Source organism: Xanthobacter sp. YC-JY1 (genome assembly GCF_021730305.1).
Lineage (GTDB): Bacteria > Pseudomonadota > Alphaproteobacteria > Rhizobiales > Xanthobacteraceae > Xanthobacter > Xanthobacter flavus.
In genome coordinates this window covers 2974040-2994421 of record NZ_CP032674.1, presented here as the reverse complement: position 1 = coordinate 2994421, position 20382 = coordinate 2974040, and the positions used below count along the sequence as shown (strand labels likewise).

The window sequence follows — 20382 nt, the reverse complement described above, 5'->3', positions numbered from 1 at the left end:
TCGATTAGCCGCGGAGCTGTCATGTTCTGAGCCAGAAAAAGATCCGAACGTCGAATGACGTCGAACCTTCCTTCCGACCAGAGGGGTCTGGACCATGAGTTTCGATCGCTTCGCCTTCACCAGAAGGCAGGGCCTGAAAGCCGTGCTCGCGTCCGCAGCCGGAGGGGCCTTGGGTGCGTTCGGCCGCGTGGCTGACGCGCAGGCGCAGACCCGTGCAGAGACCCTGCGCCACGTGCTCGCCGGCACCGTGAACACCCTGGACCCGACCACGCCAGGGGCCACGCGCGAATCCTTCGGCCTGTCCACCGCAGTGTACGATCGCCTGGCTTCCTACGGCCGCAAGCAGGTCAATGGCTCCTGGGTCTTCGACTTCGATAACATTCGCGGCGAGCTCGCTGAGAAGGTCGACCGCTCCGCGGACGGTCGCACCTTCACCTTCCATCTGCGCAAGGGCGCCACCTGGCACGACGGTTCCCCGGTCACTGCCGAGGATGTGAAATGGTCGCTCGATCGCGCCGTTTCCGCCAAATCCCTTGCGGCGGGGCAGATCGCCACCGGCTCGCTGGTGAAGCCGGAACAGTTCAAGGTGCTCGGCGAGGGGGTGGTCGAAGTCTCCCTCGACAGGCCGGACCGGCTCGCGCTCGCCAATCTCGCGGTTCCGCTCTCGCCCATGTTCAACAGCACGCTGGCGCGCCGTAACGCCACCGCCGAGGATCCGTGGGCGCAGACCTGGCTCAAGGAGAACACCGCCGGCGGCGGCGCCTATGTGGTGGAGCAGTATAAGTCCGGCCAGCAGACCATCCTGAAGCGCAACGAGGCGTGGAAGAATGGCGCGGGCGGGATGCTTCCCTACTTCCGCCGCGTCATCGCCCAGACCGTCCCGGAAGCCGCCACCCGCGCCAACCTTCTTGAGCGCGGCGATGCAGACATCGCCATCGATCTGCAGTCCAGCGACATCAGTGCGCTGGAAGCGCGCGGCAAGATCAAGCTGGTGGCGACGCCGCAGATCAATGGCTTCACCGCCATCGTGTTCAACACCCGCATGGCGCCGTTCGACAATCCCAAGGTGCGGGCCGCGCTCGCGGCCGCGCTTCCCTACGAGGCCATGTTCGAGGCCGCCCTGTTCCGCCGGGGCCGGGCCCTGTTCGGTGCCACCTGGACCGAGGCGCCCAACGGCACCTTCCCCCAGCCCCTGCCTTTCCGGACCGACCCCGCCAAGGCGAAGGCGCTGCTGGCGGAAGCGGGCTTCCCCAATGGCTTCAAGACCACCTTCTCCTTCTCGGCCGGCGTCGCCGCCGTCGCCGAGCCGATGGCGACGCTGATCCGGGAGGCCCTTGGCGCCGTCGGCGTGGACGTGTCCATCCAGAAGCTGCCTCCGGCCCAGATGGCCAGCATGGAAGTGGAGCGGCGCGTGCCGTTCTTCATCTCCGCAGGAACGGCTTGGCTGCCGGCGCCGGACTATTTCCTGCGCAACTATTTCACCGGCGACCACCGCTGGAACTTCAGCGGCTTCTCCGATCCCAAGCTGGACGCGCTGGCGCAGGCCGCGCGTTTCGAGGCCGACGCGGCCACGTACGAGGCCACCTGTCGCCAGATGGTCGACATCGCGGCCCGCGACGTGCCGATGATCATGGTTTGGCAACCCAACCAGGACGCGGTGATGGCTCCCGCCATCGACGGCTACACCTACTGGTTTCATGGGCAGGTGGACTACCGAGACCTGCGCAGGGCCTGAGGGCATGTCCGCGCTGCTCAATATCGGCCGCAGGGTGGGGAAGCATCTTCTGGCCTCCCTGCCGGCGCTCTTCGGGGTGGTCCTGTTCACCTTCCTGCTGATGCGCGTGCTGCCGGGAGACCCGGCGGCGTTCTTCGCCTCCGGGCCCAATGCCGGACAGGCCGAGATGGCCCAGATCCGCGAGACGATGGGCCTTGATCGGCCCATCCCGGAGCAGTTCGTGCGCTATGTGGGCGACCTCGCTCGGGGCAATCTCGGCCAGTCCATGACAACCGGCCAGCCGGTGATCGCCGATCTCGCCGAGCGGATGCCCGCCTCGCTGGAGCTGACCCTGTTTGCCCTGGTGCTGGCCCTGGCGCTGGCGCTGCCACTGGGCATCCTCGCGGCCCTGCGGCCGAACTCCCTGCTGGACCACGGCGTGCGGTTCGTGTGCACGCTCGGCGTGTGCGTGCCGACCTTCGTCACCGGCCTGCTCTTGATCTATGTGTTCTACTATCTGCTCGGCCTCGCGCCCGATCCCACAGGGCGCGTCGATATTTTCGCAGCACCCCCGCCGGGGATCACCGGCTTCCTGCTGATCGATTTCCTCCTGGTGGGGGATCTGGCGGGCTGGAAGGCGGCCTTCGGGCAGCTCATCCTCCCGGCCTGCACCATGGCGCTCTTCGTGCTTGCGCCGCTGGCGCGCATGACACGGGCGTCGCTGCTCTCGGTGCTCGGCTCGGACTTCATCCGCACCGCCCGCTCGGTCGGCATGTCGGATTGGCGGGTGGTCGTGGTCTATGCGCTCAGGAACGCGCTGCTGCCGGTGCTGACCATCATCGGTATCGTCTTCTCCACCATGCTCGGCGCAAACGTGCTGGTGGAGAAGGTGTTTTCCTGGCCCGGCATCGGCTCCTACGCGCTCGATGCGCTCCTCGCCTCTGACTATGCGCCGGTGCAGGGCTTCGTGCTGCTCATCGCGGTCATCTTCGTGATGGTCAATCTCATCATCGATGTCCTCTACGGCATCGTCGATCCGCGGATCTCCCTCCAATGAGCGCCACGCTTCGCCATGCCGGATGGGTGCTGCGCGGCAATCCGGTGACGGCCTGCGCGGCGGCCGGCGCCGTGGTGCTCGTCGCCATCGCCGTCCTCGCGCCGTGGATCACGCCCTATGATCCCATCGCCTCCAACGTCCCCGCCGCGCTCCAGCCGCCATCCGCGACCCACTGGGCGGGCACCGATCAGCTGGGCCGTGACATCTTCAGCCGTCTGATCGGGGCCACGCGGCTCGATCTCGGCATCGCCGTCTCCGCGGTCCTCCTGTCTTTCGCGGCCGGCGCGACCATCGGGGCCCTGTGCGGCTATGCGGGCGGCCGCGTCGACCGCTCTGTGGGCCGTCTGGTGGATGTGCTGATGGCCTTTCCGCTGTTCGTGTTGGCCATGGCACTGGTGGCCGCGCTCGGCAACCGGGTGGAGAACATCGTCATCGCCACCGCGCTCATCAATCTGCCCTTCTACATCCGCTTCGCCCGTGCCGAGGTGAACGTGCGCCGCCATGCCGGCTGGGTGGAAGCGGCGCGGGCCGGTGGAGAAAGCCACGCCACCATCGTTCTCGCTTATCTCCTGCCCAACATCCTGCCGGCCATGGCGGTGCAGATATCGCTCAATCTCGGCTGGGCCATCCTGAACGCGGCGGGCCTGTCCTTCCTCGGCCTCGGCGTGCAGGCCCCCACCCCGGAATGGGGGATCATGGTAGCCGAGGGCGCCCGCTTCATCGGCAACGGCCAATGGTGGCTGGTGGCCTTTCCCGGCCTCGCGCTGATGCTGGCCGTGCTCTGCTTCAACCTCCTGGGCGATGGCCTGCGCGACATTCTCGATCCGAGGATGCGCACGTGAGCGGCCCCCTCCTCGACATTCAGAACCTGCACGTTGCCTTCAGCACCCGCGCGGGAATGGTGGAGGCGGTCCGCGGCATCGACCTCCAACTCGCGCCGGGCGGCACGCTGGCGGTGGTGGGCGAGAGCGGCTCGGGCAAATCGGTGACTGCCTATGCCGTGACGCAGCTTCTGGACCGGGCCGCGCGCATCCCCAAGGGCCGCATCCTGTTCCGGGGCGAGGACATCACCCGCGCCGATCCGGCCCGCATGAAGGCGCTGCGCGGGGCCGCCATCTCCATGGTGTTCCAGAGCCCGCGCACGGCCCTCAATCCCATCCGCTCCATTGGCCTCCAGGTCATGGACGCCATCGCCGCCCACGAGAACCTGCCCAAGGCGGTGCTGCGGGCCCGCGCGCTGGAGCTGCTGGAGGCGGTTCGCATCCGTGACGCGGACAAGCGCTTCGACGCCTATCCGGCGGAGCTGTCTGGGGGCATGTGCCAGCGGGTCATGATCGCCATGGCCATCGCCTGCAACCCCTCTTTGCTCATTGCCGACGAGCCGACCACGGGCCTCGACGTCACCACCCAGAAGACGGTGATGGACCTCATCGCGGGGCTCACGGCCGAGCGGGGCATGGCGCTCATCCTCATCACCCATGATCTGGGGCTGGCCGCCAGCTATTGCCGGGACGTGATGGTGATGCAGCAGGGCCGGGTGGTCGAGGCCGCGCCCGCCGTCGACATCTTCCGCCATCCGTCCCATCCCTACACCCGCAGGCTGGTGGCTGCTTCCCCGACGCCGACCTCCACCGTCGACGAACTGGTGGGCGAGACGCCTAGTGTCGCACGCGCCCCATTCGCCGTGCCACGCGAGGCGCGGGTGCTGCTGGACGCGTCGAGCATCGTGAAGCGCTTCGACAGCACGCTGGCGGTCGAGGATGTCTCCCTCACCCTGAAAGCCGGCGAAAGCCTTGGCCTGGTGGGAGAGTCCGGTTCGGGCAAGAGCACCCTGTCGCGCATCGTCTGCCGGCTTGCAGATGCGGACGGCGGACGCCTCCTGTTCGATGGGGTGGACATCGGTGCGATCCCCCTGAGGACCTTTCACGAGTCTCCCTGGCGACGCGAGATCCAGATCGTGTTCCAGGATCCGCACGAGAGCCTCAATCCCCGCTTCACCGCCTTCGAATGCATCGCCCGGCCGGTGCGGCGCCTCGCCAAGCTCACTGATGGGGCGCAGGTGAAGCGGCGGGTGGAAGAGGTGGCCGAACGCTGCGGCCTGTCGCCGGACCTGCTCTCGCGCTTCCCCCATCAGCTCTCAGGCGGCCAGAAGGCGCGCATCGGCATCGCCCGCGCCGTCGCGGTGGAGCCGCGCCTCCTGGTGCTGGACGAGCCCACGGCGGCCCTCGATGTTTCTGTGCAGGCGGTGGTGCTGAAACTGCTCGACGATCTGCGGCGCGACGAGGGCCTCGCCTTTCTGTTCGTCAGCCACGACCTCAACGTGGTGCGGATGATGTGCGAGCGCACGATCGTCATGCGCCACGGCCGCATCGTGGAGGAGGGGGAAAGCCACGCCCTCTTCCGCAATCCGCAGGCCGCGTACACCCGCGAACTGCTCGGTGCCATCCCTCATTTCGAACCCGTGCAGGCCGCCACCGCCTGATGGCGCGTGGCGAGGCAGGAGAGAACCGACGTGACGACGAGGCTATGGGACATCGGCACAGACATCGGCGGCACGTTCACCGATATCATCGCCGTCAGGCCCGACACCAACGAGACGCGGATCGCCAAGGTCCCCTCCCGCCCCGATGCCCCGGTCACCGCCATGCTCGAAGCCCTGGCGGCGGTGGGCGTGGCGCCGGAAGCGGTGCGCCGCTTCGTCCACGGCACCACCCGCGTCACCAACGCTCTGGTGGAGGAGCGCCTGCCGCGCGTGGCGCTGGTGGCGACCGCCGGCTTCGAGGACGTGCTGGAAATCGCCCGCTATCGTCGCGAGGAACTCTACCGCCTCGACATCAGGCCCAAGGCGCTGCCGCTGGTGCCGGCGAGCCTATGCTTCGGCATCCGGGAGCGCCTCGACCCCACGGGCAAGGTGGTCGAAGCGCTGGCTAAAGCCGAGGTCGAGCGCCTCAAGGCGTGGCTCGTGGCCAATGCGGTGGAGAGCGTCGCGATCTGCCTGCTGCACTCCTATGCCAACCCGGCGCACGAGAAGGAGATCGGGGCGGCGCTCGAAGGCGTAGTTCCCCATGTCTGCGTGTCGCACGAGATCAATCCCGAGGCGCGCGAATATGAGCGGGCCTCTTCCACGGCCTTCAACGCGGCGGCCATGCCGATCGCCGTGGAGTATCTCACCGAGCTGGAGCGCCGCCTGCCCATCGGCGCGGGACTGCAGGTGTTCCATTCGGCCGGCGCCATGGTGCCCGTGCCGGCGGTGAAGCGCCGCCCGCTGGTGATGGCCATGTCCGGCCCTGCCGCCGGCGTCTCAGCCTCCGCCCGCATGGCCCGCACCCTCGACCGGCCGCGGGTGCTCACCTTCGACATGGGCGGCACCACCACCGATGTGTGCCTGATCGTCGATGGCGCCGCCGAGATGACCGACACCCGCATGATGGGTGGGCGCCCCCTGCGCCAGCCCATGCTCGCGGTGCATTCCATCGGGGCCGGCGGCGGCTCTATCGTCACGCTCGGGCCGGGTGGCCTGGCGGTAGGCCCGAAGAGCGCCGGTTCCATGCCCGGGCCGGCCTGCTACGGGCGCGGCGGCGATCGGCCCACCATCACCGATGCCAATGCGGTGCTGGGCTATCTCGATCCCGAGGCACGGCTTGGCGATACGATCCAGATCGACGTGGAGGCGGCGCGGCGGGTCATCGCGCCCATTGCCGCCGAGCTGGGCTTCGGCATCACCGAGACGGCGATGGGCATCATCAAGGTGGCGGGCGCCGCCATGGCGCGGGCGCTGCGGCGCGTGACGGTTGAGCGGGGCGTGGACGGACGCGATTGCACCCTCCTTGCCTTCGGCGGTGGCGGCCCCATGCATGCGGCGGGGCTCGCCGACATGTACGGCCTCTCGGAGATCATCGTGCCAGCCGCGTCCAGCGCGTTCTCGGCGCTCGGATGCCTTACGGCCGACTTCTCTTTTCTCCAGCAGGGTACGGTGCGGATGCCGCTCGCTAACTTCCCGCACGCGGCCTTCGCCGCGCGGGTTGCGGAGCTTTCGGGGGAGGCGACCGGGCCACTCCTGGCCAACGGAATCGCGCGGGAGGAGATCACCGTGGAGCATGTGGCGCTGATGCGCTACAGCGCCCAGAGCGACAGCATCCCTGTCCCCTTCACCATGCCGCTGGACCAGGCGCGGCTCGAGGCGGACTTCCATCGCCGCCACCGGGACCTGTTCGGCTATGCGACGGAGGAGGCCTGCGTCATCGAAGCCCTCCGGATCCAGGCGCGAAAGCCCTCGTCGGTTCCGTTCTCGCGTCCGGACGTGGGACGGGCACAGGGGACGGCACGGTCGCGCCTGTGCGTGTTCGATGCCTCCGGTGCCGTCGAGACGGCCATTGTTCCGCGCGAGACCATGTCCGGCGTCACCTTCGGTCCAGCCATTATCGAGGATGCCTGGTCCACGGTGGTGGTGCCCCCCGGCTGGCAGGTGCGCCCCGACGACCTCGGCAATCTCTTCATGACGCGGAGCGCAGCATGAGCACCCTGGACCCCTTCGTCGTCGAGGTGATCCGTCATGGCCTCTCGGCTGCGGCCGAGGAGATGAGCCTCGTGATGACCCGCTCCGCGCGCTCCCCGCTGCTGCGGGAGGCGGGAGACCTGTCGTCTGCGATCATGGATGCGGCCGGGGGCCTTGTCGGCCAGGGCCGGGACATCCCCATCCATCTGGGCGCCATGTGCTACACGGTCCCGGAACTGCTGAAGGTGTATCCCGCCGCGACCATGCGCGAGGGAGACGCGATCGTCTACAATGTGGGCGCGCTTGGCGGAAACCACCTCAACGACGTGAAGGTCGCACGCCCCGTGTTCGTTGACGGCCGACTGGTTGCGTTCGCCTTGAGCTTGGCCCATTGGCCGGACGTGGGCGGCACCTGGCCGGGCAGCTATCTGGCGAATGCGGTGGATACCTTCCAGGAGGCCATCCGCATTCCCCCGCTGCTGATCGCCAACACGGATGGCGTCAACCGTCCCGTCCTCGACTTCATCCTCGCCAATGTTCGCGATCCCGTGTCCTGCGAGGGCGATCTGCTGGCGCAGCTGGCCGCCACGAGCGCGGCCGAGCGGCGCATCCGCGAAATGTGCGCGCAGCACGGCACCGACACCTTCATTGCCGCCATGGCGCGTCTTCACGACCTCTCCGAGGCCGAGATGCGGGCGGCCATCGCCGACCTGCCGGACGGCACCTATGAGGGGGACGACTTCCTCGATGACGGCGGGCCGGATGCTGCCCCCTCGCGCATCCATGTGCGCATCGAGATCCGCGGCGATGAGGCCACCTTTGACCTGTCCGGCTCCGCCGACCGGGTGGCCACCTTCTGCAACACGACGCCGTTCATCGCCCGCTCCGCCGTCGTCTATGCGGCGCGCATCCTGAGCGGGCGGGACATGCAGCAAAATGCCGGCGCCCTGCGCCCGCTCACCATCATCACCCGGCCGGGATCCATTCTGGAGCCGGGGTGGAAGGCGGCGGTGGCCGCCGGCAACCATGAGACCTCCATGCGGGTCGTGGATGCGGTGTTCCGGGCCATGGAAAATGTCATCCCCGAGCGCCTTTCGGCGGGCGGCCCGGCCACGTCCGGCCTCCTCGCCTTTGCCGAGCCGCTGCCGGACGAGAGCTGGCGGATGCTCTACGAGGTCCATGGCGGGGGAGAGGGCGCGCGACACGACCGGGATGGCGCGCCCGCGACCCGTGTCCACCTCGCCAACACCTCCAACACCCCCGCCGAGGTGATCGAGGCCAACTATGCCATTCGGGTGGAGCGCCAGTCCATCCGCCGGGGTGCGGGCGGCAAGGGCCGGTATGTGGGCGGCGACGGGATTGTGCGCAGCTACCGGGTGCTGGCGCCCTCCATGTGGTTGACCACCTGCGTGGAGCGCACGAAGATTCCGCCCTATGGCCTGCAAGGTGGCGAAGCGGGCGCGCCCTATGTGATCACCCTCGAGCGCGACGGGGTCGTCTCGGCCCTGCCGGGCAAGGCCAACCTTCTGCTTGAGGCGGGCGATCTCGTCACCATAGAGGGATGCGGCGGGGGCGGCTTTGGAGCGCCACCGCCTTCGAGCTGAGGGGCGCCGAACCGTGCCGAGCCAACCCAGGGAACGCCGCGTCGCCGGGCCTGCCGCCGCCGGGCGCCGCATTTCCATGGCCGGGCTCGGACTGGACCGCGGCTCCGACCTGCCACTCTACCAGCAGGTTGCCGCCCATCTGCGCAATCAGATCCTGGACGGCCGGCTCCAGGCCGGCACGCGGCTGGCGGGGTCGAGGACGCTGGCGGAAGAGCTGGGCTGCTCGCGCGCCATCGTCCTCACCGCCTTCGACCTCCTCTATTCGGAAGGCTATCTGCGCTCGGTGCCGCGCGGCGGCGTCGAGGTCGCCGCCGTGGCGAAATCCTCGGGCGCCGCTTTGCCCGTCGCCGAAGCCGGGACCGATGGGGACTGGCTGTCCGACGCCTGGCAGGCGGTGCTGGAGACCGGCTACGAGTTCGACCTCGGCTCCCCCTTCAGTCCGGGCGCCCCGGATCTCTCCACCTTCCCGTTCGAGGTCTGGTCGCGGATGCTGCGCCAGAGCTGGGCGAACCCGCCGCCCTCCGCCTGTATCGACATGTCGCCGCTGGGCTGGACGCCCTTGCGCGAGGCGACGGCGGAATATCTCGGTGCGGTGCGCGGCCTGCTGTGCCAGCCGGAGGAGGTGGCCATCACCTCCGCCAGTTCCGGCGCGCTCAATCTGTGCAGCCGCATGCTGCTCAATCCGGGTGACGAGGTGTGGGTGGAGGAGCCCGGCTTCATCGAGGCCCGCTGGAGCCTGAAGGCCGCCGGCGCACGGCTCGTTCCGGTGCCGGTGGACGACAAGGGACTGGTGGTAGAGGAGGGGATCCGGCGCGCGCCCAACGCCAAGGTGGCGGTCGTGACGCCCTCGCACCAGTTTCCGCTCGGCGTGCCTATGGCGCTGGAGCGGCGCCAGGCGCTGCTGGAATGGGCCAACCGGCAGGGCAGCTGGATCATCGAGGACGATTACAATTCCGAATTCCGCCATCGCGGCAGCATGACAGCCTCCCTCAAGTCGCTCGATCGCTCGGGGCGGGTGGTCTATCTCGGGACCTTCTCAAAGGTCATGCTGCCGAGCCTGCGCATGGGCTATCTGGTGGCGAGCCCGCGCTTTGTCGACGCCTTCGGCCGCGGCCGCGCGCGGGTCGACGTGCATCCCGCAGGTACCGCTCAGCTCGCGCTCGCGCGGTTCCTGCGCGAAGGCCACCTGCTGCGGTACATCCGGCGCATGCGCAAGGTGTATGCGGAACGCCAGAAGGCGGTGATCGATGCGGTCGAGGCGCTGATGGGCAACAAGGTGGAAATCGCCTCGCTCCCAGCTGGCCTGCACCTGACGGCACAGTTCCGTCCCGGCCTCGCGGACCGCATCAGCGACACGGACATTTCCCGCCGCAGTCGCGGCACCGGCCATTTCGTGCAGCCTCTTTCGCAATGCTACGTGGGGCCGGCGGATCGCCAGGGACTGATCATCGGCTATGGCCGGCTCCCCAAGGAGGAGGCGTTCGGCAAGCTCTCGGCCGTCGCCGCGCTCTTTCCGGCCTAGAAATCTGGCTCACCGATTATCCCTGAAACTGGAGCTATCGCGATCCAGCGTGCCTTTCTAGGTTCGCCCCCATGACGGGTAAGGAACGCGCAATGAGCAGGCTGCTTCGGACGGGTCTTAACGCCGGCTCGGCTGCGCCGCTGGTGGTGGGGGGCGAGGGCGTCTATTTCCATCTCAGCGACGGACGCAGGGTTCTCGACGGCAGCAATACCGGCGGTCCGCTGGGGCATGGCCATCCGCGCATGGCCGCTGCACTGCGCGAGGCGGCCTCCCTTCCGATGGTGAGCGAGGGCTGGAACTGGCGCGGGCGGGACGCCGCAGCCGAGCGTCTCTTCGAGGTGGGCCTGAGCGAGGAGACGCACTGGGCGGGCGCCGTGCGCTTCTGCTTGAGCGGCAGCGAGGCCAACGACCTCGCGCTCTCGCTGTCGCAGGCCATTACGGGCCGGAAGGCCATCGCCACCCGCGAGCGCGCCTATCACGGCCTTGTCGGTCTGAGCCGCGATGTCACGGTCCAGCCGCACTGGCATGGCGGCCTCGCCGCCCCGGGCGTCACCAAGGTGCCGCCGCCCGGCGCGCAGGTGCATGTGTTGCCCGCGCCCGATGGCGCACTCTATCTCGCCGATGCCGCCCCGTCTCAGGTCTCTGCCGCAGAGCGCCTCGCGGGCGAAGCCGGCAAGCTGTCCCAGTCGGCCGCCGTGATCGTCGACTACACCCAGGGAGGCTTCTATCACGACGCGGCCTATCAGGATGCGATGGCGGACCTCGCGCGCAGCTGCGGCACGCTCTGGATCGCCGACGAGGTGGTGACCGGCCTCGGCCGCGCCGGCCGCCACTTCGCCTTCACCGGGGGTGCGAGCCGGCCGGACATAGTCACGCTGGGCAAGGGCCTCGGCGGCGGCATGGCGCCGGTTGCGGCGATCATCCTCTCCAAGGACGTGCTGGCCGAGCTCGACGGAAAGAGCTGGCAGAACTACGGCACATTGCGCGGCCATCCCATGGCGATGGCCGCGGTGTCCGCCTATCTGGATATCCTTGTGGAGGAGGACCTGCTGGCGCGGGTCGCGGCGCTGGAAACGCTCTTCGCCCGCCGCCTGCGCGAGATCGCCGCCCGCCATCCCAGTGTTGCCCGGGTGGCCGGACAGGGCCTCCACTGGACCATCGAATTGTTCGGCCCGGACTGGCGCGACTGGCGCGCCGATACGGCTGAGCCTCCCATCGCCTCGCGAGTGGCGGCGGGCGCGCTGGCCCAGGGCGCGGTGATCGGCACCAGCGGGGAGCAGGTCTCCCTCTTCCTCGCGCCGCCCCTCATCATCGCGGAGCAGGAAGCCGAGACCCTTCTTGGCATTCTCGATGAAAACCTCTTTCTCGCGGATCGCGAGCACAACACGGCAATGGAAGGCGCCCGGGGATGAACGAGATCGAAGACATTCTGGCCGTGGTGCAGGGCTATTTCGATGCGCTCTACTTCGGTAGCGTCGAAGGCTTCCGGAAGGCCTTCCATCCGCAGGCCCAGCTCTTCTCCTCCGAGGGCGGAAACACCGCGGCCCTCGGCATGGATGCCTATATGGAGCGGGTGGCGGGACGGGCCGCCCCTGCCTCGCGCAACGACCCGCGCCACGACGAAGTGGTCGCCGTCACGCTGACCAGCCCCTCCACCGCCCATGTGCGGGTGCGTGACGCTTTGCTGCCCAACCGCTTCGTCGATGACCTCCTTTTGGTAAAGTATGCCGACGGCTGGAAGATCGTCTGCAAGGCCTGGGCTTACGGCCCGCTCGCCAGCGTGTAGGTCGGGTCAAGGCGCACGGCAGCCATTCAGTAGCTCGGGCTCGATCGAGCCGCCTAGATCGAGATCTCTGGCCCACTTCTACGCCTCAGGCTGGAGCGCCCGTGATCGCGCCTCGGCCGCCTGCCGGCCGGCGGTGCGGCCGCCGACGACACATTCGGCGAGGTTGCCGCCGCTCATATAGATGTGACCGAACAGGCTGCCGAGTTCCCCCGCGGCGTAGAGGCCGGGGATTGGCGCGCCGAAGGGGTCCAGCACGCGCTGGCGCACATCGTGGCACGGACCACCCTGGGTGTTGATGACGATGGGGCGAACCCGCCCGAAATAGAAGGGAGGCTCGCTGATTGGCGCCATGGTTTCCGGCAGCCGTCCAAACGCCGTGTCGCGGCCCGCCGCGACAGCGGCATTCCAGGCTTCCACGGTGGTGCGCAGCTTAGGCCCGGGCACGCCCATCAGCACCGCAAGCCCTTCAAGGGTATCGGCGCGGTGGAAGATTCCAGCCTCGATCTCACGCGCGTTGTCGACGCTCCAACTGAGGTGATCCGATCCGGCGTCTGCGATGTGGTTGTGGCCGGCGGTGTCGAAATCATGTCGGCCACCCGTGGCGGCAATGACGACACGCGCTACGGCGCGCGTTATCCGAAGGATCTGGTAGAGCGCTTCTCCATGCCCAGCATGGGGGAAGCGGCCGAGCGGATCGCGGAACGGTGGCACCTCGATCGCATCTATCTGGATGAGCTCTCCGTGGAAAGCCATCGCCGCGCCGCCGCGGCGCAGGAGGCGGGCCGCTTCGACGCCGACATGATCCCTGTCGAGGGAGCCGACGGCGTAGTGCTCACGCGGGACGAGGGTGTGCGGCCGGGATCAAGCGTGGAGAAGCTCGCCACGCTGAAGCCGTCGTTCCGGCCGGCCGGGCGGGTGACGGCGGGCAATGCCAGTCAGGTCTCGGATGGCGCGGCCGCACTCCTGCTCATGAGCGCCAGCAAGGCCCGCTTTCTGGGGCTTACGCCCCGCGCCCGCCTCCATGCGCAATTGGTCGTCGGTGTAGATCCTGAGATCATGCTCACCGGCCCGATCCCGGCGACACGGGGCATACTCAGCCGCGCCGGGCTGGCGCTGGGCGACATTGATCTGTTCGAGATCAACGAGGCATTTGCTTCGGTGCTCGGGGACTGGATCGAGGATATCCAACCCGACCTCTCTCGGGTGAACGTGAACGGCGGGGCTATTGCCATGGGCCATCCGCTGGGCTCGTCCGGGGCGCGGCTGATGACGCTGCTGATCGGCGAGCTTGAGCGGCGTGGTGGGCGGTTCGGTCTGCAATCCATGTGCTGTGGTGGCGGCATCGGCACCGCGACCATCATTGAGCGCATCGAACCCTGATCGGCCAAAGCTTCCGCCTCCGCAGTCGATGAAGCGGATAAGGCCGACATCCGCCGCAGCAGGGCGCCTGAGCCGCTCGGCGGGGGCCGGTCACTGCGCACCCCCGCAACCAAATCCTTGGTTCCAAGGTCTCAAAAGGGTCGCCGCAAGGCGGCCCTTTTGCGTTTCGCCGGTGAGGGAGGGAGCCGGGTACGCACCGGTTTACGTATCGATCCCGAGACGGCTCAGGACACCCCCTGCTCGCGCTCAAGGTCGCATCGTGCTACTTTGAGGCGAATAAATGCCCGATTTCGCTTGGCCTAAGCTGCTGACGAAAGGGGGAAAAGGGATGAAATGTCCTCAAATACCTCCCCACGAGAAAGACCGTCTCGCGGCGCTCGATAGTTATGGCCTGGACGGCCAGGGGACAGTCGCCGGCCTGACGCCGCTGGTCGAGATGGCCCTGCGGGTCTTCAACGTACCGATGGCCGCCGTGAACATGATCGGCGCCGATAGCGTGTTCTTCGCGGCAAGCGCCGGGTTTGGCGATGACGTGGACAAGCGCCGGGAAGTGTCCTTCTGCGCCCACACCATCCTCCAGGGCGCCACCATGGTCGTGCCGGACGCCACGCACGATGATCGCTTTCACGACAATCCGCTGGTTTCCGGCCCCACCAACATCCGCTTCTATGCCGGCGTGCCACTGCTCTCGGCGGAAGGCCACGCCATCGGCGTGCTCTGCATTCTCGATACCGTGCCCTATGACGGCTTCAGCGCCGAGGATCGTGTCCGCCTGAGCGACCTCGCCCACATGGTGATGGATCGGCTGGAAATTCGCCGCATCGCCATGGCCGCGTCGGCGGGCCGAACGGCAGCCCCGAACCGGGTCGTAGGGCCGGAGCACCTCGCGCACCTCGCCCAGATCGACGCCTTGACCGGTCTGCCCAACCGCCGCCAGTTCTACCGGGCGGTCGAGGCGGCGCTTCTCTCCGGCCGCGCCTGCGGACTGCTGATGGTGGACGTGGACGGCTTCAAGGACATCAACAACATCCTCGGCCCTGCCGCGGGCGACGATGTGTTGAGGGCCATCGGCCAGCTTCTGGTCGCCGAGGCGTCGGGCGGCACCGCCGTCGCGCGCGTGGGTGGAGACGAGTTCGCGATGCTGGTCTGCGGGCTGACGGCGGAGGCGGCCAAGCCCTTCGCCCGCCAGCTTCTGGCCAAGATCTCCGAGCTTGCCCCCATCGGGCACGAAGACATGCGGATCAGTGCGAGCTGCGGCATTGCGCTGTCCCCGCGCGATGCGCAGGAGCCGGTGGAACTGATCGGCGATGCCGACCTCGCGCTCCACGCCGCCAAGGCCGAGGCGAGCGCGAACGTGGCGCTCTATTCTCCGGCGCTGCGCACCGATGCGATGGACCGTCGTCTCTCCAGCATCGATCTCCACCGGGCGGTGGCGAACGGGGAATTCCTGCTTTTCTATCAGCCGCAGGTGCGCCTGTCGGACGGGGCGCTGATCGGCGCGGAAGCGCTCATCCGCTGGATGCATCCCAGCCGCGGCCTGCTGTCTCCGGCGGCCTTCCTGCCGACGCTGGAGGGGAGTGCGCTGGCGCCCCAGGTTGGGCGTTGGGTCATCGAGGAGGGGTGCGCCCAGGCGGCCCGCTGGCGACGGCAGGGCGCCGCCGATTTCCGCATGGCCGTCAATCTCTTCGCCTCGCAGTTTCGCACCGGCGATCTACCCCGCGAGGTGGAGGAGTCGCTGGCGCGGCACGGTCTGCCGCCGGAGGCGCTGGAGCTTGAGATCACCGAGAACATCGTGCTCTCGGATCATTCCAACGCCATCGACGCCTTGGCGCGGCTGCGGCAGATGGGCGTCCGTATCGCCTTCGACGATTTCGGCACCGGCTATGCCTCGCTCAGCCTGCTGACCCGGTTTCCGGTGAGCTGCATCAAGCTCGATCGCAGCTTCGTTCAGGCCATGCTGCACGCGCCGCGCGAGGCGGCGGTCATCGCCGCCATCCTGGAGATGGGGCGGGCTCTCGACATGGACGTGATCGCCGAGGGCATCGAGACCGAGGCCGAGCGGGCCTACCTCGCCGAGCGCCATTGTCCGGAAGGGCAGGGCTATCTGTTCGGCCGCCCGGTGCCTGCGGAGGAGTTCGAGGCGCGCCTTGGCCAGGCGGCGGTCTTCGTGCCGCCGGGCGCGGTGGAACGGGACGCGGGCCAGCGGGCCTGCTGAACGGGGCCTATCCCTCGGTGACAGCCGATGCGCGCAGGCGGTGGCTGCGCACCTTGCTGCGGTTTCCGCAGGCGGCCATGGAGCACCAGCGCCGGGTGCCGTTGCGCGCGGTGTCGTAGAAGACGAGGCTGCACTCGGGATTGGCGCAGTGCCGGAGCCGCGCCGGCTCGTGACGGGCGGCAAAATCCGCGAAATCGGCGGCGATGGCGGCGAGCGGGCCGGCACCCTCCGGCCTGTGCTCTTCCACCACCAGCGCGCCGCCCCGCCAGGCGAGGCGCGGCTGGGGCGCACCCGCCGCAAGCAGGTCGTTGACGCGCTCGAGGTCGGCGGGCTTCGGCCTGCTGCCGGTCCTGAGGCATTCGAACAGGCGGGCGAGCGTTTCACGCAGAGCGAGCGCCTGTGACCGCAGCGCATCGGCGGCGCCGGCATCGAGCCCGGCAGCTTGCAGCCAGCGGTGCCAGCCATCGTCCGTGGCGAGAAAATCGCCCAGTGCGGCCGGGGCGGAATTGACGAGATCGATCCACAGGCGACTGCCCAAAAAGGGCATCCCGTCGCGGAAATCGTTCTCCTGCGGTGTGTTCACGCGATTCTCTCGTCTGTCTGCCGCCTGACCCTGCATTGTGCCGGTGAGGCTTCGGCGGACGTGTAACCGGAAAGATAAGCGATTACCGGGTGCGCACAAGCGCGCATTGCGGACGTAACCTTATAAAATGGCATTGACAGGTTATGAATGGCGTGTAACCCCATAAGTGGCATTAAGCCAGTTACGCGGAGACATTCCATGCATGCCGTCAACACCCCCGCGCGCCCCGGCGCCCGGACCGAGGTCGCCTATCACCGCGCCGCCATCCAGGGGCTCGACATCTTTTATCGGGAGGCCGGCCCGGCCGATGCGCCGGTGGTCGTGCTGCTGCATGGCTTTCCCTCCTCCTCTCACATGTTCCGCAACCTCATTCCCGCGCTGGCCGACCGCTACCGGGTGATCGCCCCGGACTATCCGGGCTTCGGCCAGTCCAGCGCGCCGGCGCCCGAGGCGTTCGCCTACAGCTTCGACAAGCTCGCCGATGTGGTTGAGGCGCTGCTCGAAGGGCTCGGCATCCGCCGTTATGCGCTCTACATGCAGGATTATGGCGGCCCCGTTGGCTTCCGGCTCGCGGCCCGGCATCCCGAGCGGGTCACGGGGCTCATCGTGCAGAACGCGGTGGCGAACCTCGAAGGCTTCCACGCCAATGCGGCCGCCGCATTCGGCCCCTACTGGACCGACCGCAACGCGGAGACGGAGAAGCCCGTCCGCGGCTTCCTCGCCGCCGAGACCACGCGCTTCCAGTACGAGCACGGCTCGTCCACCCGCGCCGACCGCCTCTCGCCCGACACCTGGACCCACGACCAGGCGCTGCTCGACCGCCCCGGCAACGACCGGATCCAGCTGGAACTGCTCTATCGCTACCAGGACAATGTGGGCGCCTATCCCGCCTTCCAGGCCTATCTGAAGGACCGCCAGCCCAACATCCTCGTGGTGTGGGGCGACAACGATCCCTTCTTCACCGCCGAGGGCCGCGACCTGTTCAAGGCGCTGGTGCCCGCGACCGAAGTGCACACATACGACGCCGGCCACTTCGCGCTGGAAACCCATCTGCCGGAGATCGCCGGCGCCATCCGCGGCTTTCTCGCCCGCATCGCCTGAGATCGATCCCGACACCGCCGCGCCGGGCCCTCCGGCGCGGCGGCCCTCCAATGGAGCCAGCCTCGTGCCCCTGACGCTTTCCCCAACCTCAATTTCGGGACGGATTTCGCTCGCCGCGATGGCCGTCCTCGTCGCCCTGTCGCTGCCCACCCCCACATCCGCCGCTTCGCCGGCCGCGCCCGCCGCCACGCCCACGGTGCCGGCCGCCTTCTCGCCCACGGTGCACTACCGGTCCAAAAGCATCGGCGGAGTCGAGATCTTCTATCGCGAGGCGGGGCCTGTGGATGCGCCGGTGCTCCTGCTGCTGCACGGCTTTCCCTCGTCCTCGCACATGTTCCGAAACCTCATTCCGCTGCTCGCCGACCGCTACCGGGTGATCGCGCCGGACTATCCGGGCTTCGGCCACAGCGGCGTGCCGGACCGCGCGCAATTCACCTATGGGTTCGCCGCCTTCGCCGATCTCGTGGACGGGCTCATGGGCACCCTCGGGGCCGAGCGCTACGCACTCTATGTGATGGATTACGGCGCGCCGGTGGGCTACCGGCTGGCGCTCAAGCACCCCGAGCGCGTGACGGCGCTGGTGGTGCAGAACGGCAATGCCTACGAAGACGGCCTGAGCCCCTTCTGGTCGCCGCTCAAGGCCTATTGGGCGGACGGATCTCAGGCCAACCGGGAGGCGTTGCGCGCGGGCCTGACGCCCGAGGCGACCCGCTCCCAATATGTGAACGGCGTTGCCGACGTCTCCCGCATCGATCCCGACACCTGGCTGGTGGATCAGGCGCTGCTCGACCGGCCCGGCGTGGACGAGATCATGCTCGATCTGTTCAAGGATTATGCGAGCAACATCGCCCTCTATCCGCAGTTCCACGCCTTCTTCCGGGAGAGGAAGCCGCCGACGCTCATCGTCTGGGGCGCCAATGACGAGATCTTCCCGGCCGCCGGCGCGCGGGCCTATCTCAGGGATCTGCCGAAGGCGGAGCTTTATCTGCTGAACAGCGGCCATTTCGCCCTGGAAGACAAGGGCGCCGAGATCGCCGTCCTGATGCGCGACTTCCTCGCGCGCTCGCTCCCCGCCATCGCGCCCGGCAAGCCCGCCGCGCGTTGAGGGGAACATGACCCGGCCGCCGTCCGCGTTTCCCGCGCGGGCGGCGGCCGGGGCGTGGCTCACCACTTGAGAAAGCGCGGCCCCGTCAGCCAACCGAAGCCGGCGACGATGGCAAGGCCCGCCGCGTACCAGATGCCCACATAGACCGGCGCATCGTTCACGCAGAAGGACGCATAGGCGAGCGCGCCGATGCCGCCGGCCACAAGGCCGAGCAGCGCCCCGCAATAGTGCAGGTCGGTCGGTGCTGTCTCGCGCAGCACCAGCGTGAGCACCACGAGCGGAATGACCGACAGAAGCGGAATGGCGAGCACGCAGACGTACCAGTCGTTGAACATGGTCGCCATGCCGCTGGTCGCGGGCGTGGCGACGATCTGCATCACCGCCGCGAACCACACCAGCGCTAGCGGCAAAAGGGCGAGGCGGAGCAGCTTGCCGCTTGCCCGCCCGGCTCGCGCGGCGCGGCGCAGCCCGTGGGCGGCGATGGCCACCATGGTGGCGAGGAAGCCGACCTTCAGCACGAAGTCGAACGTGCCCACCGCCCGCAACAGGTCCGGCCGCACCCCCAGCGCGAAGACGCAGGCGACCGCCGCAAGGCAGAGCGAGCCCGCCATGGCGAGCGTCAGCAGGCGGTCCTGCCGGCCCGGGTCCACCGCCTCGACGCGTGTGGCGAGGAAATCGATGAGGTCGTCGGTGTTCATGGGCGTGCCTCCGACAAAAGGGCAGCAAGCTTCTTCATGCCGCGATGGATTCCGATTTTCACTGCGGCATCCGTCATGCCGATGCGGGCTGCGGCCTCGGCGATGCTGAGGCCCTCGATTTTCACGTATTCGATGGGCAGCCGGAAATGCCGGGGCAGGGTCTCCAGCGCCCGGTGCAGTTCACGCGAAGTATCCACCGCCTCGTATCTGTCCACGTCGGCCAGATCGTCCATGTCGTCGATCTGCACGTTGCGGAGCGCCCGCGCGTTGAGACGCAAATGGTCGATGAGCTTGTAGCGGGCGATGCCGTAGGTCCAGGCGAGGACGGGCGAGGAGCCATCATAGGTATGGCGCTTGGTATGCAGCACCAGAAGGGTGTCCTGCACCAGGTCCTCCGCATCGTCCGCCCCGGCGCCGCTGCGGCGCAGGCGGTTGCGGAAATAGCTGCGCAGACGCACGGACAAATGCTGCAGAAGCGCCCGGTGCGCCTCGGCATCGCCGGACTGGCTCGCGCGCATCAGCGCTTCCAGATCGGTTTCTCGGCTCATGAAGATCCCCCTCATGAGCACGAATTCGCGGGGCGGCGCTGAAAGGTTACAGGCGACGAGATCACGAGGATGCGAGGGCGGCGGGGAAAGGCCGGGGAGACCTTGCCGGGACTGCGTTTGGGCGTCTTTCGGCAGGCGCGCACCAGATCTCAATATCTGTTGAACGTCTATTTCGTCTTGCCTGTAACTTGAATGCCCGGATTTGCGGAATATCCAGCATCAACGCTTCGATACTGGAGAAAATACATGCGTAAGTCGATCCTTTCCCTCGCCGTCCTCGCTTCTGCGCTGGCCTTCGGCACCGCCGCCTTCGCCGACGAGACCGAGACTGCCGTTAACCGCGAAAGCCTGCGCGTCGCGGCCGGCATCACCCCCACCGATCATGCGCCGCTCGGCTATGGCGTCGATACCGGGGCGCACCACGGCTTTGCCGGCGCGCAGAAGCCCGAGCACAACCTCTCCGATGCCGATCGCGCGCTGTTCAAGCTCGGTGATCGCGGCCTCGGCAACAGCTGAGCGCCTCTCACAAAAGCCGGCCGCGGTGGTTTCCCATCGCGGCCGGCTTTTCGCGTTT

18 protein-coding genes are annotated in these 20382 nt (G+C 68.1%); 14 read left to right on the top strand and 4 right to left on the bottom strand.

The features are described from left to right. Positions 1 to 94: 94 nt before the first annotated feature. The 9 genes from D7006_RS13955 (at position 95) to D7006_RS13915 (ending at position 12178) form a co-directional block, all read left to right on the top strand. Positions 95 to 1735 carry an ABC transporter substrate-binding protein gene (locus D7006_RS13955; RefSeq protein WP_237353456.1) on the top strand — a complete coding sequence of 547 codons (1641 nt, stop codon included), beginning with the start codon at positions 95 to 97 and terminating at the stop codon, positions 1733 to 1735. 4 nt (positions 1736 to 1739) lie between these two features. Next, positions 1740 to 2771, top strand: a complete 1032-nt coding sequence (locus D7006_RS13950) for an ABC transporter permease (RefSeq protein WP_237353455.1) — start codon at positions 1740 to 1742, stop codon at positions 2769 to 2771. Next, positions 2768 to 3613, top strand: a complete 846-nt coding sequence (locus tag D7006_RS13945; protein ID WP_237353454.1) for an ABC transporter permease — start codon at positions 2768 to 2770, stop codon at positions 3611 to 3613. The genes D7006_RS13950 and D7006_RS13945 overlap by 4 nt, the downstream gene beginning before the upstream one ends. Continuing rightward, positions 3610 to 5253: an ABC transporter ATP-binding protein gene (locus D7006_RS13940; RefSeq protein ID WP_237353453.1), complete on the top strand. Its 1644-nt coding sequence runs from the start codon at positions 3610 to 3612 to the stop codon at positions 5251 to 5253. Before D7006_RS13945 ends, D7006_RS13940 begins: the two co-directional genes overlap by 4 nt. Positions 5254 to 5283: 30 nt before the next feature. Beyond that, a complete protein-coding gene (locus D7006_RS13935) occupies positions 5284 to 7287 on the top strand; it encodes a hydantoinase/oxoprolinase family protein (RefSeq protein ID WP_237353452.1) in 2004 nt (667 codons plus the stop codon). Further along, positions 7284 to 8870, top strand: coding sequence for a hydantoinase B/oxoprolinase family protein (locus D7006_RS13930; RefSeq protein WP_237353451.1), 1587 nt, complete (start codon positions 7284 to 7286; stop codon positions 8868 to 8870). The genes D7006_RS13935 and D7006_RS13930 overlap by 4 nt, the downstream gene beginning before the upstream one ends. 13 nt (positions 8871 to 8883) lie before the next feature. Continuing rightward, complete coding sequence (locus D7006_RS13925) at positions 8884 to 10392, top strand: PLP-dependent aminotransferase family protein (RefSeq protein WP_237353450.1); 1509 nt, start codon at positions 8884 to 8886, stop codon at positions 10390 to 10392. 92 nt (positions 10393 to 10484) lie between these two features. Then, positions 10485 to 11804, top strand: a complete 1320-nt coding sequence (locus tag D7006_RS13920; protein ID WP_237353449.1) for an aspartate aminotransferase family protein — start codon at positions 10485 to 10487, stop codon at positions 11802 to 11804. Then, complete coding sequence (locus D7006_RS13915) at positions 11801 to 12178, top strand: nuclear transport factor 2 family protein (RefSeq protein WP_237353448.1); 378 nt, start codon at positions 11801 to 11803, stop codon at positions 12176 to 12178. The genes D7006_RS13920 and D7006_RS13915 overlap by 4 nt, the downstream gene beginning before the upstream one ends. Positions 12179 to 12256: 78 nt before the next feature. Here the strand turns inward: D7006_RS13915 and D7006_RS13910 are convergent, their stop codons facing one another. Then, positions 12257 to 12787 (bottom strand): FAD-binding protein, encoded by a 531-nt coding sequence (locus tag D7006_RS13910; protein ID WP_237356914.1) that lies wholly within the window; start codon positions 12785 to 12787, stop codon positions 12257 to 12259. Between D7006_RS13910 and D7006_RS13905 the strand changes: the two genes are divergently transcribed. Next, a complete protein-coding gene (locus D7006_RS13905) occupies positions 12713 to 13558 on the top strand; it encodes a thiolase family protein (protein ID WP_256444892.1) in 846 nt (281 codons plus the stop codon). The two genes, D7006_RS13910 and D7006_RS13905, sit on opposite strands and share 75 nt — an antisense overlap. A 328-nt stretch (positions 13559 to 13886) precedes the next feature. Beyond that, a complete protein-coding gene (locus D7006_RS13900; protein ID WP_237353446.1) occupies positions 13887 to 15773 on the top strand; it encodes a bifunctional diguanylate cyclase/phosphodiesterase in 1887 nt (628 codons plus the stop codon). 7 nt (positions 15774 to 15780) lie between these two features. Here D7006_RS13900 and D7006_RS13895 read toward each other — a convergent pair whose 3' ends face one another. Then, positions 15781 to 16356 carry an ABATE domain-containing protein gene (locus tag D7006_RS13895; protein WP_237353445.1) on the bottom strand — a complete coding sequence of 192 codons (576 nt, stop codon included), beginning with the start codon at positions 16354 to 16356 and terminating at the stop codon, positions 15781 to 15783. 198 nt (positions 16357 to 16554) lie between these two features. Here D7006_RS13895 and D7006_RS13890 point away from each other — a divergent pair, with 198 nt between their 5' ends. Continuing rightward, positions 16555 to 17457: an alpha/beta fold hydrolase gene (locus tag D7006_RS13890; RefSeq protein ID WP_237353444.1), complete on the top strand. Its 903-nt coding sequence runs from the start codon at positions 16555 to 16557 to the stop codon at positions 17455 to 17457. Between the two features lie 118 nt (positions 17458 to 17575). After that, complete coding sequence (locus D7006_RS13885) at positions 17576 to 18562, top strand: alpha/beta fold hydrolase (protein ID WP_237353443.1); 987 nt, start codon at positions 17576 to 17578, stop codon at positions 18560 to 18562. 59 nt (positions 18563 to 18621) lie between these two features. Here the strand turns inward: D7006_RS13885 and D7006_RS13880 are convergent, their stop codons facing one another. Then, the gene (locus D7006_RS13880) at positions 18622 to 19260 is read right to left on the bottom strand and encodes an NrsF family protein (RefSeq protein ID WP_237353442.1); all 639 of its coding nucleotides are present in this window, start codon (positions 19258 to 19260) and stop codon (positions 18622 to 18624) included. Continuing rightward, on the bottom strand, positions 19257 to 19808 hold the full coding sequence (locus D7006_RS13875; RefSeq protein WP_229644097.1) for a sigma-70 family RNA polymerase sigma factor: 552 nt from the start codon (positions 19806 to 19808) through the stop codon (positions 19257 to 19259). The genes D7006_RS13880 and D7006_RS13875 overlap by 4 nt, the downstream gene beginning before the upstream one ends. 246 nt (positions 19809 to 20054) lie before the next feature. Here D7006_RS13875 and D7006_RS13870 point away from each other — a divergent pair, with 246 nt between their 5' ends. Beyond that, positions 20055 to 20324: a hypothetical protein gene (locus tag D7006_RS13870; RefSeq protein WP_229644096.1), complete on the top strand. Its 270-nt coding sequence runs from the start codon at positions 20055 to 20057 to the stop codon at positions 20322 to 20324. Positions 20325 to 20382 lie beyond the last annotated feature (58 nt).

What these genes read in the sequence shown, in the direction of transcription:
- D7006_RS13955 (WP_237353456.1), top strand. Translation starts at nt 95, where the DNA reads ATGAGTTTCGATCGCTTCGCCTTCACCAGAAGGCAGGGCCTGAAAGCC.
- D7006_RS13950 (WP_237353455.1), top strand. Translation starts at nt 1,740, where the DNA reads ATGTCCGCGCTGCTCAATATCGGCCGCAGGGTGGGGAAGCATCTTCTG.
- D7006_RS13945 (WP_237353454.1), top strand. Translation starts at nt 2,768, where the DNA reads ATGAGCGCCACGCTTCGCCATGCCGGATGGGTGCTGCGCGGCAATCCG.
- D7006_RS13930 (WP_237353451.1), top strand. Translation starts at nt 7,284, where the DNA reads ATGAGCACCCTGGACCCCTTCGTCGTCGAGGTGATCCGTCATGGCCTC.
- D7006_RS13920 (WP_237353449.1), top strand. Translation starts at nt 10,485, where the DNA reads ATGAGCAGGCTGCTTCGGACGGGTCTTAACGCCGGCTCGGCTGCGCCG.
- D7006_RS13915 (WP_237353448.1), top strand. Translation starts at nt 11,801, where the DNA reads ATGAACGAGATCGAAGACATTCTGGCCGTGGTGCAGGGCTATTTCGAT.
- D7006_RS13900 (WP_237353446.1), top strand. Translation starts at nt 13,887, where the DNA reads ATGAAATGTCCTCAAATACCTCCCCACGAGAAAGACCGTCTCGCGGCG.
- D7006_RS13890 (WP_237353444.1), top strand. Translation starts at nt 16,555, where the DNA reads ATGCATGCCGTCAACACCCCCGCGCGCCCCGGCGCCCGGACCGAGGTC.
- D7006_RS13885 (WP_237353443.1), top strand. Translation starts at nt 17,576, where the DNA reads ATGGCCGTCCTCGTCGCCCTGTCGCTGCCCACCCCCACATCCGCCGCT.
- D7006_RS13880 (WP_237353442.1), bottom strand. Translation starts at nt 19,260, where the DNA reads ATGAACACCGACGACCTCATCGATTTCCTCGCCACACGCGTCGAGGCG.
- D7006_RS13875 (WP_229644097.1), bottom strand. Translation starts at nt 19,808, where the DNA reads ATGAGCCGAGAAACCGATCTGGAAGCGCTGATGCGCGCGAGCCAGTCC.
- D7006_RS13870 (WP_229644096.1), top strand. Translation starts at nt 20,055, where the DNA reads ATGCGTAAGTCGATCCTTTCCCTCGCCGTCCTCGCTTCTGCGCTGGCC.